11 protein-coding genes are annotated in these 15,667 nt (G+C 38.1%); 7 read left to right on the plus strand and 4 right to left on the minus strand.

Annotated features, from left to right (window positions below; translation table 11 throughout):
- Positions 1-2,025 (minus strand): EAL domain-containing protein, encoded by a 2,025-nt coding sequence (locus AC6BKE_RS09300; RefSeq protein WP_330493625.1) that lies wholly within the window; start codon positions 2,023-2,025, stop codon positions 1-3.
- A gap of 186 nt (positions 2,026-2,211) precedes the next feature.
- Here AC6BKE_RS09300 and AC6BKE_RS09305 point away from each other — a divergent pair, with 186 nt between their 5' ends.
- From AC6BKE_RS09305 to AC6BKE_RS09320, 4 genes are all read left to right on the plus strand, one after another.
- Positions 2,212-3,105 carry a DMT family transporter gene (locus AC6BKE_RS09305; protein ID WP_036117705.1) on the plus strand — a complete coding sequence of 298 codons (894 nt, stop codon included), beginning with the start codon at positions 2,212-2,214 and terminating at the stop codon, positions 3,103-3,105.
- 65 nt (positions 3,106-3,170) lie between these two features.
- Positions 3,171-4,892, plus strand: coding sequence for an ABC transporter ATP-binding protein (locus tag AC6BKE_RS09310; RefSeq protein WP_036117703.1), 1,722 nt, complete (start codon positions 3,171-3,173; stop codon positions 4,890-4,892).
- Entirely contained in the window at positions 4,892-6,724 is a 1,833-nt protein-coding gene (locus tag AC6BKE_RS09315) for an ABC transporter ATP-binding protein (RefSeq protein WP_271912233.1), read from the plus strand. The genes AC6BKE_RS09310 and AC6BKE_RS09315 overlap by 1 nt, the downstream gene beginning before the upstream one ends.
- A 756-nt stretch (positions 6,725-7,480) precedes the next feature.
- Positions 7,481-8,347 carry a GNAT family N-acetyltransferase gene (locus AC6BKE_RS09320; protein WP_499856647.1) on the plus strand — a complete coding sequence of 289 codons (867 nt, stop codon included), beginning with the start codon at positions 7,481-7,483 and terminating at the stop codon, positions 8,345-8,347.
- Positions 8,348-8,613: 266 nt separating this feature from the next.
- On the opposite strand, the gene helD is transcribed toward AC6BKE_RS09320, so the two are convergent.
- On the minus strand, positions 8,614-10,842 hold the full coding sequence (gene helD, locus AC6BKE_RS09325) for an RNA polymerase recycling motor HelD (protein ID WP_499856649.1): 2,229 nt from the start codon (positions 10,840-10,842) through the stop codon (positions 8,614-8,616).
- A gap of 157 nt (positions 10,843-10,999) precedes the next feature.
- On the opposite strand from helD, the gene AC6BKE_RS09330 reads away from it, so the two are divergent.
- Positions 11,000-11,716, plus strand: a complete 717-nt coding sequence (locus AC6BKE_RS09330; protein WP_499856651.1) for a glycerophosphodiester phosphodiesterase — start codon at positions 11,000-11,002, stop codon at positions 11,714-11,716.
- Positions 11,717-11,809: 93 nt separating this feature from the next.
- Here AC6BKE_RS09330 and AC6BKE_RS09335 read toward each other — a convergent pair whose 3' ends face one another.
- The gene (locus AC6BKE_RS09335; protein ID WP_036117552.1) at positions 11,810-12,832 is read right to left on the minus strand and encodes a DUF2804 domain-containing protein; all 1,023 of its coding nucleotides are present in this window, start codon (positions 12,830-12,832) and stop codon (positions 11,810-11,812) included.
- A 181-nt stretch (positions 12,833-13,013) separates the two neighbouring features.
- Between AC6BKE_RS09335 and AC6BKE_RS09340 the strand changes: the two genes are divergently transcribed.
- A complete protein-coding gene (locus tag AC6BKE_RS09340) occupies positions 13,014-13,508 on the plus strand; it encodes an amidase domain-containing protein (protein WP_036117549.1) in 495 nt (164 codons plus the stop codon).
- 97 nt (positions 13,509-13,605) lie between these two features.
- Positions 13,606-14,178: a nitroreductase family protein gene (locus AC6BKE_RS09345; protein WP_036117546.1), complete on the plus strand. Its 573-nt coding sequence runs from the start codon at positions 13,606-13,608 to the stop codon at positions 14,176-14,178.
- A 54-nt stretch (positions 14,179-14,232) separates the two neighbouring features.
- Here AC6BKE_RS09345 and AC6BKE_RS09350 read toward each other — a convergent pair whose 3' ends face one another.
- Entirely contained in the window at positions 14,233-15,615 is a 1,383-nt protein-coding gene (locus AC6BKE_RS09350; protein WP_036117543.1) for a dipeptidase, read from the minus strand.
- Between the last annotated feature and the right edge of the window lie 52 nt (positions 15,616-15,667).

Genomic DNA, 15,667 nt, shown 5'->3' on the forward strand with positions numbered 1-15,667 from the left:
TTATTTTTTACTAAGCAATACTTCAATTTCATCTGGTGTAACTGGCTTACTAATATAATAGCCTTGAATGGCGTCACAACCATATGTGATTAATAGGTCTGCTTGCTCAGCCGTTTCGACACCCTCGGCTACAACTTTCAGTTCCATAGATTTACCAAGTTGTACCATACCATGCATAAGTTTTTGGCTCTTTTCAGATTTTAATAGAGAATTCGTAAACGTTTGATCAATTTTTAGTGTATCAATCGGTAAAATCTGCATATATCTAAATGATCCATAGCCAGTTCCAAAATCATCTAATACGAAAGAGATGCCTTCGTTTTCAAGCTTGCGCATTTGCTGTGCGATAGATGTGGCAGCTTCCGCCTCTAAAGCAAATTTTTCAGTAATTTCAATTTGTAGAAGATTTGCTGGACAACCTGTTTTTGCGAGCACTTCAAGTATGGATTTTGCCATATTTTTATCGCGGAATTCGCGAACAGAAGAGTTAATAGATACTTTTAAATCATGACCCGCCTTTTTCCAAAGTAATGCCTGCTCACAAGCTTTTTCTAGCATAAAGGAACCGATATTATTAATAAGGCCTGTTTCTTCCGCAATCGGAATTAATTCATCAGGCGCAACAACGCCAATTACCTCGTCTTCCCATCTTACAAGTGCTTCAACAGCTGTAATTTTACCAGAATAAACATCAATTTGTGGCTGATAAAGTACCTTTAAATTCTTCTGATCAAGTGCTTGAAGTAACCGTTTTTCAATTAAAGCTTTACGATTTAAAGCTTTATGTGTTGCTGTTGACAGGGAAACAACTTTGTCCCCACCAGCCTCACGCACTGTTGAAATGGTAGCAATTGAGGCTTTCATAAGTTGAGAGAATGTTGTTTGGTCTTCTGGATATCTTGTAATGCCACCACTAATAGAAATTGGTACAGCAATATTGCCGCTATAAATAGGGTGCTGTTGTAAGTAAGATAAGAACCCTTGAATAAACCACTCACTTAAAGGGGTAATGACAACAAAATCATTTTCATTTATACGAGCCATTGTGCTATCTTGGAAATACATTTTTATTCGATTTGTAAATTCAATAATAAGGCTTTGATCGATTTGTTGGTCATGTAATTCTTTTAAAGTATAAAATTTATCAATACTTAGATAAACAAAAGAAAAATGTCTTTGCTCTTCAATCATATTGGTAATGACTTTTTCAAGTCGATGTGCATTCATCAGCCCAGTTTCTGTATCGATATAAGCTATTTTTTCTAGCTGATGTTGAATGGTTTTCGATTTAGTAATATCTTTTTCAATTAAGATAAATTGTTGTTCATTTGTTTCGAGATTAAAAGTAGGAATGGCTGTTAGCAATACCCAATAGGATTGGCCTATTTTTGTGATTTTTTCAACTTCGCCTTGCCACGTATGACCATTGTTTAAATTACGCCAAATCGTATTTGTGACTTTTTCGCTCGCTTCATTATCCGGGAATAACTGCCAAAATGTTTTGCCGATTACACGCTTTGGCGTCCATTGACTTGTCTTTAAAAATTCATTATTACATTCTAAGATAAATCCATCGTGATCGAGTGTGACAGTCATGAATGTAGCATCTAAACCTGACTTGATATTAACAAATGTACTGCAATGTGAAACAGCATTCGTCATTAATTCTGGTAGCATAAAGATTAGTAGAATAAAACGTTCTCCTTCTTCTGTATAAGGCTTCGCTAACAGGGCTGTCGTTATTTCTGTGTTTGACGTTGTGTATACTTGAATTTTATCTAAATACGTACTGTCCTCATTTTGTAAAATAGACTGAAATGTTTCTACAGGAAGCTGACGTAGTAGATTTTCGAGTATAGATGGAGTAGTATTTCCTTTAATATCATCGGCTGACAATCCAATCAGATGTTCTGCGCTCTTTCCCCAGATAGTCGCTTGTCCATCTTGATTTATGATAATTGCAGGAAAAGGAAGTGAATTTAAATAATGTTCATCAATCGTAAATGATTTATGCATATGACTCATGATTTTTCGATCTCCTTGGGTAATCAATATATACTAATATTATAGTTAATTATCGGGAATTAGTCATTATGAATATAATTGTAAATATTTGATAGTGGAGAAAAATAGGACTTTTCTCGTGATGTGTAAGAAAAGATTTGAAGAAAAGTAACAATTTTTAGTACGTATATAGGAAGCAGGATTGGTATGGAACGTTTAAAAGGAATATTATTTATTGTCTCGGGTGCTATGTTATGGGGAGCAACTGGCCCTTTGATGGAGTGGCTACTTAACCATACACCATTGACCGTCTCCTTTATGTTAACAGTCCGTTTATCGGTTGCAGGTATATTACTACTTACATATTTATTGTTAACAGGAAAAAATATTTTTAGTATTTGGCAGCATAAACTCTGGGGTAGACAGCTCATTACTTTTGGTATTGCAGGGATGCTAGGTGTACAATTTGCTTTTGTTGCTGCTATAAATGAAAGCAACGCAGTACTTGCGACCTTACTACAATTTTTAGCGCCCATTTTTGTTGTGGCATATGTCTCTCTTAGTTTAAAGAAATGGCCACCAAAATATCAAGTGTTAGGGATTATTGGTACCCTTATAGGGTTATTTCTATTACTAACGAACGCTTCGTTTGAAAGTTTGCTTATTAGTCCAAAAGCCTTGCTTTGGGGTATAGCAGTAGGCTTAACATTTGCATTTTACACACTGTATCCTGCACGCTTAATGAAGGAGTGGAGTGTGCTATTAGTAGTTGGCTGGGGCATGCTGGTAGGTGGTTTAACATTAGGCTTAGTGAGCCGTGTGTGGCAGTCCAACCAATGGGTTGTTTTAACAGATTTTAAGATACTTATGTTAGTCGTGGCATTAATATTTTTTGGAACAGTAGCCTTTATTCTGTTTTTAAGTAGTATGAAATATATTACAGCAGTGGAGACGAGTATCCTTTCCAGTATCGAACCATTAACAGCAATGGTTATTTCAGTCATTGTATTCGGTACATCTTTAGGTTTTTGGCAATTAATAGGTGTTTTCGTTATGCTTGTTTGTGTAACCTGGCTTTCGGTAGCAGGCGAAAAAGCATAAATATACTATTGGGTTAGGATTTTTTAACTAGCTTTATATTTTATCTCTGACAAGGGGGAAAGAATGTGAAAGAAGTTTTTTCCTATGTAAGGCCATATAAATGGACTGCCATTTTTGCTTTATGTTTAATGCTTTTAGAATTATTTGTGGAGCTTGTACAGCCACTCATTATGGCGAAAATAATTGACGAAGGTGTACGAGCCCAAAATCAAGGGATGATTTTGCAATGGGGAGCTGTTTTACTTGCACTATCAATCGTTGCCTTTATAGCGGGAGTCATTAATTCTTACTTCTCCTCTCATACAGCACAAAGCTTTTCTTATGATTTACGAAATGCCATGTTTGATAAAATTCAATCCTTTACGCTAGCAACCTATCAAAAATTTTCCACAGCATCGCTCATTACTAGATTAACGAATGATGTCACACAGGTACAAACGGTACTGTTTATGAGCTTACGTATTATGCTTCGAGCACCGCTTGCTGTTATAGGAAGTATTGTAATGGCCTTTGTTGTAAATGCCAAATTGGCGCTGTTTTTAGTGATAGGCGCACCCATCATCTTTATTTTTCTTATTTTTATGGTGGCGAAGGGTGTGTCTTATTTTGGGCGTGTACAGAAGAGGGTAGATCGTTTAAATAGGGTATTACAGGAGAATTTACAGGCAATTCGTTTAGTGAAGGCCTATTTACGTGGAGCATATGAGGCTACACGCTTCGATGAAGTTGCTTCACGCTTAAAAATGGATACAGTAAAGGCTTTACGCATTATGGAATATATTATGCCTGTTCTATTATTCATCATGAACATGAGCTTGCTTGCCGTTTTATGGTTTGGTACAAAGCAAATTGCCACAGGGACAACGCCACTTGGCGATATTGTAGCTATTGTCAATTATGCCATGCGTATGACCGGCTCGTTTTCAATGTTTGCGTTTATTATTATTTTTTATGCGCGTGCAAAGGCCTCCGCAGAACGTATGGCAGAAGTACTATCTATGGAAAATGAGGTGGAGGATATTTCCCACTCAGAAGAAGTAGATAGCACAATGCAATATGGAGAGCTAACCTTTGAACATGTTTGTTTTACCTATCCAGAAGGAGATGCTCCCGTCCTGTCAGATGTGAGTTTTCAAGTGAGGTCAGGAGAAAAATTAGCGATTATGGGGGCAACCGGTGCTGGAAAGTCAACATTGTTACAGCTAATTCCTCGTTTTTATGAAGTAACGCAAGGAAGAATTCTTGTGGAAGGGCAGGATGTTCAGGACTGGGAATTGCAAGAGCTACGTGAAATCATTGGTTATGTCCCTCAGCAATCATTATTGTTTACTGGAAGTATTGCAGATAATGTACGTTGGGGAGATACTCAGGCTGAAATGGATGCTGTACTACAGGCTACAATGCAGGCACAAATACATGCATCTGTGGAAGATTTCCCAAATGGTTACGACACTAAGGTTGGACAAAAAGGTGTTAATTTATCAGGGGGCCAAAAACAAAGACTATCTATTGCTAGAGCTCTTTTGAGAAAGGGGCATATTTTAATGCTTGATGATAGTACAAGTGCCTTAGATGTTAAAACTGAACAGTCTTTGTGGGAGGCATTAAGTGAAGAGAAGGCAACAATGCTTGTTGTCACACAAAAAATTCGCACAGCTAAAGGTGCAGACCGTATTTTACTGATCGATGCTGGAAAAGTGGTTGCATATGGTACACATGAAGAGCTTTTACAAACTTCAACGCTCTATAAAAAAATTGCAATCTCCCAACAGGAGGTGGAGGATTAATGGGATTTTTCCAAAAACCTTTTGGCTATGAGCCCATTTTGACTAAAGATGATCTGAAGCAAGCTGTGAAGAAAAAGAAAGGGCCTCGTGCAGCAGATTGGAAAAGTACATTGCTTCGACTATGGAAAATTGTCGACGAACAACGCACACTCCTCATTGTGGTTCTTTTACTAGTGATGCTCAGTTCAATTTTAGCTTTAGTTGGTCCTTATTTAATCGGTCAAATGATTGATAATTATGTTATGCATGGCAAGCTTTCAGGTTTAGGTAAGTGGATTGGTGTATTAATTGGTATTTATATTCTGTTAGCTGTTTCACTTTTTCTACAAAACTATTGGATGATTGGTATTGCTCAGCAGACTATTTATAGATTACGAACAAGTATATTTGCTCATTTTCAACGATTACCAGTTGCATTCTTTGATCGTCGCCAACATGGTGAACTGATGAGTCGTATGACGAATGATATTGAAGCTGTCAGCTCTACCTTAAATAGCTCTTTTATCCAAGTGTTTTCAAGTGTACTTACGCTTGGAGGAACCGTCATTATTATGCTTAGTTTAAGCCCTTTGCTGACAGTGCTGACGATGACAATTATTCCGCTGATGTTTTGGGCTATGCGCTGGATTACACGGCGTACAGCACCCTTATTTAAAGAGCAGCAAGTAGCTATTGGCGCTTTGAATGGGATGATAGAGGAAACAATTTCAGGGCAGCGGATTGTCAAAGCTTTCTCACAAGAAGAGCGTATGAAAGCAGAATTTCGAGAAAAAAGCTCGCGATTAAGAAGAACCGGTTTTTGGGCACAGACTTACTCGGGCTATATTCCTAAAGTCATGAACTTTTTAAATAATATGAGCTTTACAATTGTTGCAGGTATAGGAGGCGTACTCGCGCTATATGGGCATGTGTCGATAGGGGTTATTGTTATATTCACTGAATATGCACGACAATTTACACGTCCTTTAAATGATTTAGCAAACCAGTTCAATACGGTACTATCAGCCATTGCTGGTGCAGAGCGCGTATTTGCCTTGCTTGATGAACAACCAGAGGCAGAAACCGTTCCAGCACAAAAGCATCAGTTATTGGGGCATGTGGCGTTTAAGCATGTGTATTTTAAATATGAGCTGGAAGAAGAAGCTTACACACTAAAGAATGTTAATTTTAAAGTAGAACCTGGACAAACGGTAGCCCTTGTTGGTGCGACTGGAGCTGGGAAAACAACAATCCTCCAACTGATTGCAAGGTTTTATGAGGTAACAAAGGGTGAGGTATTATTTGATGGCATAAATGTACAGCAAATAGATCGTCAATCCCTTCGCTCACAGATGGCTTTTGTATTGCAGGACCCCTTTTTATTTGAGACTTCTGTTCGTGAAAATATCCGATATGGTCGACTGGATGCAAGTGATGCAGAGATTGAGAAAGCTGCCAAGCAAGCGAATGCCCATGACTTTATCATGAAGCTCAAAGATGGCTATGATACGATTCTTGCTGCGGATGGACGCGAGATATCACAAGGTCAGAAGCAGTTACTCTCTATAGCAAGGGCGCTTATTGCTGATCCGAAAATTTTACTTTTGGATGAGGCGACAAGCAGTATCGATACTGTGACGGAAATGGCGATACAAGAGGCGCTTGATACGTTAATGCAGGGTCGCACTAGTTTTGTTATTGCCCATCGATTAAACACTGTGCATAATGCCGATATGATTTTAGTTATGCAAAAAGGTGAGTTAGTTGAAGCTGGGCCTCAGCAAAAACTAATTGAATCAGGTGGCCTTTATGCGCAAATGCTTCAGTCCTCCTCACATCATCTTGAGGAATAGATGAAAAAGGTGATGTCAACGGTAGAAACAGCCATTTTGAAAGCCAAGGGATTGATTGCCGTTGCGCCAGCGTCCTTTCCGGGGTGGCGTCTTATGAGCCGCTTTACTCCAAGCAATCATGTGCAAAAGTACCTTACCCTTATCTTTCAAACGAGCCGTAGTGAACAAAATAGCCTATTATTTTTGTATGATTAGAGAAAGGATAGCCTCTTATTTTCAATGTGGAGAAGTGATGAGTGACAACAACCCTCTATAAAGAGTAGTGGACACCTTCACTTTATTTAAAAATCTTTGCTAAAAAGAGCAGTAGCGGAGGAAGCGGCTCACAGGGAAGCAAGTAGCCTGCAACGTTAATCCATTTTCACCTTTCACAAAAATTCTATGGATGGTTTACGATGAAAAGAGTAATTTCATGTGAAATTACTCTTTTTTCGTTAAATTGAAATGTTATTAATTTGAATAAATAGTATAATATTATAAAAAATACATCTAATAGGAGTTGTTGTATAGTTTAAAAGTAACTGTGTAAAAAAGATTAATTATCTCTCATTTTGAGAAATTAGCATAATATTTTATATCTATAATTTCTAGTAAATTTCAGTCATTTTCATGAATTTTTATAGTATAAATCCTTTTATTATTCTGTTTTTTGAAGTAAAATTCTGATTAATAGTGGGTATTTATATATTTTGTTGCCAGTTTATTTTTATTCTTGCTACAATAGGGCAATAGTCTGACACAGGAACGGAGTAAAAGATGAATATTTCAGTGATGACAGTGTCTTTTCCATTAGATGGAGAAACATTGAAAGAAGTAAAACTATTATGTGAAGAAGCAACCATTCATGATTATCGAGTATATGAAACCATTATGAGTGTACCAATGGCTAGCTCTTTTGAGTCAAAGGGCTTTATGGTACTAGCGTATGAGGATGAACAGGATCTGTTAGTAGGTGCTGCTAGTGCCATTGATTTGATGGGACTCCATACATATGAATGGTCATTAGTAGTGACACCTGCATATCGACAGAAGGGTATTGGAGCTGCATTAGTTGAGGGTGTACAAGCTGGTTTAGCAGATAGAGGAGCGGAGGGTCAATTAGCTGTAGTAATTGATGGCTCTCCTTATGGACATGCATTTATTGAAAATAAAGGTTATGCTTATAGCTTTTCAGAAGCAACATTAGAAACAAAAGCAGAACCAGTAGCATTACAAACGGATATTAGTATTCAACCTTATGCTGGTGAGCAGGGCGAACTGATTGCCATCTATAGTGAAGCTTTTGGTGATTTACCCGAAGAATCAGAGGAACTCATTGCCTTTAATACATCTACAAATGGACGAAAGCTTTGGGTTGCTTATCGAGATGGCCTTGTTGTTGGAACTGTGACGACTGCTCAGGAAAATGAAATCCAATGGGTAACAGCACTTGCTGTTCATCCAAATTGTGAGGGACAAGGTGTTGGAACGGCATTGCTTTCTTTTTCAAAGGATTATGCGAGCAAAGTTGGTGCGAAATTTGTTATGCTCGATGTAGAAATTGACAATAAAAAAGCATTATCTGTCTATGAAAAGGCAGGTTTTATGAAGGCACAGCAAATCGATTATTATGTAAAACAGTAGGAAAAAGAGGCGAGGAGTGGTATTTAATATCAACTCCTCGCCCGTTTTTTATCATAATTACCTACTATCTTCATATAGTATTAATAAGCTTTAAGAAAGGAGTCGTGATCATGCGCATGCCAGCATTGCCAAAAAAGAAGTCTCCTCCAAAGGAAGCCCCTAGATCATGGTGGAAAGTAGTTAAAGCTTATTTATCGAAAGGGAAGTTTTATCGATTGCCGCCAAGAAACTGATGATGAATGAAAAAGTCGCCTTCTAGCGACTTTTTAATTTTCTAATAAAAATGTATTTTTGGATGGGCCAATTAAATAAAGTTCATGCATTGCTCGTGTGAGAGCTACATACAGTAGTTTCCGATCAATTATTGTATCGTAAAAGGGTGTTTCAAAAGCAGCTACAATGACGGCATCAAACTCAAGCCCTTTAGCAAGATGACTTGGTACAACAAGCAACATTTCCTGATTAATCGATTCATTTTCTGTTAGCAGCTGTGAGGCAATTTTGTTGACTTTCAATGTATGTTGCATCGAAATGGCTTCAGCAGTAGTTTTGCAAATTAAAGCGATAGACCGATGACCATTTTGACGAATAGCTTCAAAAATCTCTTTAATTTTTAAGGCATCAAATTGATCTGCTTGAATAAAACTTGGCACATTACCGTGACGAACAACTGGCTCAACCAGCGGTAGCTGCTCATTCATTTGCGCTAAAATTTGATTAGCGACTTCCATAATTTCAATGGTTGTTCGATAGCTTTTTTGCAATGTTCGGAAGCTTGCACGAGGAAACAAACTTTGGACAGGCTCCCAGGCAGTTAATGAGCGATAGCTATGAATTCCTTGAGCTAAATCGCCAACCATTGTAAACATGTCTGTATCAAGACCTGTTTTTAAAGCAGCAAGCTGAAACAGACTATAATCTTGTACTTCATCGATAAAGACAACACGCATTTTCCATTCATCTGGGATGCCTTTTAGACGTGCTTGTAAATAGTATAGTGCGGCTAAATCTTCGAGTGCCCATTGTTCTTTACGATGTGCCTGCAAAAATTGCTGTTGTTCAAGATAATGCCATTCAGGAGCTAGCTCTGTTAAAAGTTTGGCGTCGGTAAGAAGGGTGCGATAAAGTGTTTTAATGTTATGTTTAGAAAAGCGACGCATATAGGCAGTTGCAGTTGTTTTCGTTTCTTTTTCTATTGCTGGAATTCGTTCGTCGCGTTCATCGATAAATTTTGTGACAACACGTCGACGCTTTTCATCATCCCGTATACCATTTAAGGCTTTACCCAATGCTTCATCATATTTTTTATGGAGTGTAGCTAAGACAGCCTGTTTTTTTTGGCGGACATGGCTAGCTAACACCTTTTTTATATGTGCAAGGCGTTTTTCAATGGGCATATAAGAAAACTCATATAAAAACAGTTTCTTTAGATGAGCAGCTCGCATAATACAGTATTTTTCAATATAAACATCTTCGAATTGTTGCGCGATTTCTTGCTCCAGCTTCTGGATATAGCGCTCAATGACATCACGATAATAAAGTGAACCTTTCACTTCAGCGATCCACGCAGTAGGCTGATGATTTCCACCAGCAACGAGCAATTCTAATTGCTCATTTGGATTTTGAAGCTTTAATTTTAATTTAGTGGCAGCAAGAACGTAGTCTGTAAAAGTAGTTTGGCATATTTTATCGACACCAAGCTCTGGTAAAACATCACCTATATAATCAATAAATAACTTATTCGGTGCTAAAATCATGAGCTGTTCAGGATTAAAATGCTCGCCCATTGTGTAGAGGAAATAAGATATTCGGTGGAGAGCGATAGTTGTTTTTCCACTACCTGCTGCACCTTGTACAATAATTGGTTGACGAAGATGTGCTCGAATAATTTCATTTTGTTCCTTTTGGATTGTCGAGACAATTTCAGTTAAACGAACATCTGCTTTCCCAGCCAATGCTTCTTGTAGGAGTTCATCGTTTGTTGTTAGATCAATATCCCGTATATCGAGTAATTCGCTGTTCTCGATCTTATATTGTCTTTTAGCAAAGAGATGTCCTTTATGAACTTCTCCACGGACATCGTACTCCATATCACCAAGACGTCCATCATAATAAACATTGGCTACGGGTGAGCGCCAGTCAACAATAATGGGTTCATGGGTTTCACGATGAAATAGTGAGGTTTTCCCAATATAAAGGAATTCTTCAGGATCACCTGTCTTTTGGAAATGGATTCGGGCAAAATAGGGCTTTTTCCGAACGGCTTCTAGACCTTCTTTTTGATTACGAGCCATTTCAAAGAATCTGGCGTTTGTTAAGATATTTAAATAACTTAAACTCGAATCTAAGTAATCAAGGTCAGCCATGGACTTGCGGATATTTTCTTGAGCGGATTGTAGATCTCGTTGTGATTCGTCTAATATTTGTTGCATATAACTTTGGGTATAGGTTAACCGCTCTACCTCAGCCTGAAAATCCGGATGTTGTACAGTCATTTTTAGCACCTCCTAGGTACTTACAATTTCAAAGTAGATTATCATACTACTATATATAATATTTACCATCAAGTGAAAGCTAAATAGTTAATTATGCTACTATTACATTGGGGTTGGAAAGTTTTTCTTTAAATGATAATAGAGGAGGTTAATGATTTTGGACATTTTTGCACATAGAGGTGTTTCGATAAACTATCCAGAAAACACGATGGCAGCCTTTCAAGCAGCATCAAAGCTTCCTATAGCAGGGATAGAGCTGGATGTTCATTTAACCGCAGATAAAGAGGTAGTGGTCATTCATGATGAAACCATTAATCGTACCTCCAATGGTTCAGGCTATGTAAAAGATTTTACATTACAGCAATTGCGTACATTTGACTTTGGTTCGTGGTTTTCTCCAGAGTTCGGAGATGAAATAATCCCTACGTTAGGGGAAGTGTTAGAGCTTTTTGCAGGTACCAACCATCGTATCAATATTGAACTGAAAACAGATATTATCTCATATGAAGGGATTGAAGCGCTCGTACTCAAAGAAGTGGCTGCACAGCAAATGACTGAAAGAGTAATCATTTCATCTTTTAATCATGAATCATTGCAAACAGTATCAAAAATAGCACCTTATATAGAAAGTGCGGCGCTGTTTGCAGAAGTGTTAGTAGATTTTACTTCTTACATTGCTCTTATTCCAGCTAAAGCGTTACATGTAAGTTTACCAACGTCATTTCGTAAATCAGTTAAACTAGCTCTCGCTGAAGGAGCAACTGTCCGTGTATATACTGTTAATGATCAACGTGATGCTCGCTATTTACAGCAACTAGGTATACAGGCGATATTTACTGATGACCCAGAGAAAATATTACAGGCCCTTAGTTAAAGCAAGGAAGGGGCTAGGAGACAAAAAGCTTCCGTGGAATAAGTAGCATTTTTGTAATACCCACGGAAAGCGACGTCTTCTAGAAGATCCGTTCTACCATTTCGCACGATGTTCTTCTATACATCCGAGCATTTGTTGAATAACAAGTGTTTCACCATTGTCGAGTAAAATGGAGCCATCGTAATAGCCAAATAGTTGATGTACCTCCGATTTAACTAATTTGGCATTAGTTTGAGCAACACGTTCAAAAAAAGGAGAGAAGGTTAATGAAACCTGATTAGAAAATTTCGTTTTCACTTTCCAACGTTGCATATAGTCTCCAGAATCATATTGAAACAAAAGATCCTCATGTATTTTGGTCATTTTACCATCAACAAAAACAGCATTTTCAGTCATGCCAGTACCATCTGTCCATTTACCTCCTAAGTTCAGTCCAATCCGTCTTCCTCGAACTCGCTGAGAGGCCATTCCCCAATTCCATAATGCTTGGCGTGGCCATACACCTCGTCCATAATCTAACACTGCAAAATTCTCTTCGGCCGAAAAATTATAACGGCGTGTACCAATTGTGACAACACCTGAAGTTGGGAGTATATGATGCTTGCCTGTAAATTGAAATGTTTTGCGATTCCAAGGGATGACAACATTTAAGGTTTCATCAGTTGGGGGATGTTGGACGATAAGCTTTGCACGTAAAACATCACCATCAAAGTCTGGTATGGACACCGATAGATGCGTTTCATTTTGTATATATAATAGATCAATCATCATTTCGCTATTTTTAAATGAGACGGATTCTAAAACCTGTGTCGGCATTTTTAATTTACCACCGAAGGGAATGGTAATCGTTTTTTCGAAATAGCGCTGTGTTTCATATTCAAGGAAATAAACGAAGCAGACAGCAGCATAATCTAAATGACTAATCGTAGCAGAAAACAAGATTTCGTCACCATAGATACACCAATAGTTCCATTTCTTTTTGCGCATGAGATGGCCGCTTAAATTGCTGTTAATAAGGGGCTTACGTGCAAATCCGATGGCTGCTGGATTTAAATTACCTTTTTTATCGCATAAAAGAGTAGGCTGTAAAATTTCTTTCTCAGCATGCTGCTTCACAATTAACATCCCTTCCAGTCATAAAATAAAATCTGCATTGTATTACTCTTTATTGTAGCAAAAATGTTCTTGAAAATGGAAAGGAACGTGCTGAATATAATTGATTTCAATAAGAATATGAGTAAGGACCTAACTAATAGAAAGTCATGAATAGACATATGATGGCATGAGGAGGGGATGTATGGCAAAAATGTATAACAGGCAGGCTGCAGTTCAATATGCTAATTTATGGTGGAACAGACGCAACCCAGCTTTTCCAAACTTTGATGTAGATTGCACAAACTATATATCTCAATGCTTACTTGCGGGTGGCGCACCAATGCGTGGCGCACCGAGTAGAGATAAAGGTTGGTGGATTCAACAAGGGAATTGGAGCTTTAGCTGGTCTGTGGCTCATTCATTAAGGTGGTATTTAGAGGGATCTACAACTGGATTGAAGGGTAGGCGTGTTCAATCGGCAGAGGAGCTAGAGCTTGGGGATGTCATTTTTTATGATTTTCAAGGAAATGGGAGAATTGATCACTCCGTTATTGTCACAAGTATTCAAAATGGTATTCCCTATGTCAATGCCCATACTTCGGATAGTATTAATCGACCTTATTTTTACGAGGATTCCACTGCCTATACACCGAGTATGACTTACTTTTTCTATCATATAGATGACAGCTTTGCTTAAGAAGAGATAGTTTTAAAGCATATCATTTTGTGATAATGTGAAAGATAGAAGAGACCAACTCTAATATGTTGTCTTATGGTAGAAGGAGAATAGAAATATGAGCGAACAAATTTTATCGGTTAGAGATGCAATTATTCAACGTCGTTCCATTAAAAAGTTTAATGGTCAGCCTGTAGATCGTGAGGATTTGATGGCTATTATCGATGATGCTGTCTGGGCACCAAATCACGGTAACCGTGAGCCTTGGCGTTTAGTAGTAGCCTGTGGAAAGGAATTAGCAGACCTACACCAGCTATTACGCGACCTGACAATTCCAAAATGGCAGGAGCTTTCAAGTGAAGATTTAGCGAAGCAAATGATGAAATTTACATTACCAGGTGGCTATGCTTTTGTAATCGTACCAGAGGATGCTCGTCAAAAAGAACGTTTAGAAGATTATGCAGCTGCAAGTACGTTTATTCAAAATATACAACTGCTTGCGTGGGATAGAGGCATTGGTTCTTGCTGGAAAACGCCAGGCTTCTTAGATAATCCGAAATTCCGTGAAGCTTTAAAGGTTCAGCCAGGTGAGCGTGTCATTGCCATGCTACAAATGGGTTATTTTGATGAAGTACCGAAAGGCAAGGAACGTAAACAATCAGCTGAAATAGTGACGATTTTTGGTGAATAACCGAAAAAAATCCCTTCACTTTAAAAGTGAGGGGATTTTTTAATGGGACGATATTTATTTTTGTAAATCAGAAACCTCGTATAAGTAATCACTTAACACACGTAAGCCTTTATCGAAGTTTTCTAAATGGAAGTGTTCGTTCGGTGCGTGGAAGTTTTCACTTGATAAGCCGAAGCCCATTAACACCACAGGTAAATCTAAAATTTCATCAAAGGCAGCTACAATAGGGATAGATCCTCCGCCACGTGTGTATGCAGTTGGTACATTATACACTTTTTCATAGGAACGTCCAGCTGCTTGGATAAATGGATGATCGAAAGGTGTTAAGAATGGACGCCCTTTATCAAATTCAGAAATATTGATTTCCACACCAGTAGGTTTATGTTTTTCAACATGGGCTTTTAATAGTGCTACAATTTCGTCAGGCTCTTGATTTGGAACAAGACGGCATGTGATTTTAGCACCAGCTTCCGCAGGTAGAACCGTTTTGATGCCTTCACCAGAGAAGCCACCAAATACACCGTTAACCTCTAGTGTTGGACGAGCCCAAGTGCGTTCTAAATAAGAAAAACCTTGTTCACCGAATAATTCTTTTACGCCAACTTCCTGTTTAACTGATTCCTCATCAAAGCCAAGTGCTAAATAAGCTTCACGTTCTTCTTCTGATAGTGGCAATACTTTATCGTAGAAGCCTTCAACTTGAATCGTTCCATGCTCATCACGGAAGGATGCTAAAATTTCAGCCAATGCATGGATAGCATTTTGGACGCCGCCACCGTAAAGACCAGAGTGTAGATCTCCTTTAGCTCCACGAACATCAATTTGAATGCCTGTTAAGCCACGTAATCCATAGCATACCGCAGGCTTACCAGGACCATAAAGGCCCGTATCAGAAATTAAAATTAAATCTGCTGCGAGTTTTTCCTTATGTTCTTCAACATAAGCAGGTAGATGCGGACTGCCGATTTCTTCTTCGCCTTCATAAATGAATTTGACATTGACTGGTAAAGTCCCTGTTGTTGCAAAGAGTGCCTCAATCATTTTTAAATGCATAAACACTTGTCCTTTATCATCACTCGCTCCACGGGCAAATAATTTATTGTCACGAATCGTAGGATTGAACGGCTCGCTATCCCATAAATTTAATGGATCAACAGGTTGTACATCATAATGACCATAAAATAAAATAGTTGGTTTCCCTTCAGCATGTAACCAATCCGCATAGACAACAGGGTGCCCAGCTGTTTGTGTAATAGAGATATTTTCAAGATTTAGTTTTTCAAACGCATTAGCTAGCCATTGTGCTGCCTGTTGAATATCTTCTTTATGCTCAGATAGAGAACTGATACTTGGAATTCGTAAAAATTCATTCAGTTCATTTAAATGTGCCTCACGATGTTCTGCAAAATAAGCATCTAATTGCTGTAAATTTGTCATCTAGCATCCCTCTTTCCAATATTTCGATAATAGAAATAGTATAGCATAATGT

The sequence above is a fragment of the Lysinibacillus sp. COL-1 genome (genome assembly GCF_059814265.1).

What these genes read in the sequence shown, in the direction of transcription:
- AC6BKE_RS09300 (WP_330493625.1), bottom strand. Translation starts at nt 2,025, where the DNA reads ATGAGTCATATGCATAAATCATTTACGATTGATGAACATTATTTAAAT.
- AC6BKE_RS09305 (WP_036117705.1), top strand. Translation starts at nt 2,212, where the DNA reads ATGGAACGTTTAAAAGGAATATTATTTATTGTCTCGGGTGCTATGTTA.
- AC6BKE_RS09315 (WP_271912233.1), top strand. Translation starts at nt 4,892, where the DNA reads ATGGGATTTTTCCAAAAACCTTTTGGCTATGAGCCCATTTTGACTAAA.
- AC6BKE_RS09320 (WP_499856647.1), top strand. Translation starts at nt 7,481, where the DNA reads ATGAATATTTCAGTGATGACAGTGTCTTTTCCATTAGATGGAGAAACA.
- helD (WP_499856649.1), bottom strand. Translation starts at nt 10,842, where the DNA reads ATGACTGTACAACATCCGGATTTTCAGGCTGAGGTAGAGCGGTTAACC.
- AC6BKE_RS09340 (WP_036117549.1), top strand. Translation starts at nt 13,014, where the DNA reads ATGGCAAAAATGTATAACAGGCAGGCTGCAGTTCAATATGCTAATTTA.
- AC6BKE_RS09345 (WP_036117546.1), top strand. Translation starts at nt 13,606, where the DNA reads ATGAGCGAACAAATTTTATCGGTTAGAGATGCAATTATTCAACGTCGT.
- AC6BKE_RS09350 (WP_036117543.1), bottom strand. Translation starts at nt 15,615, where the DNA reads ATGACAAATTTACAGCAATTAGATGCTTATTTTGCAGAACATCGTGAG.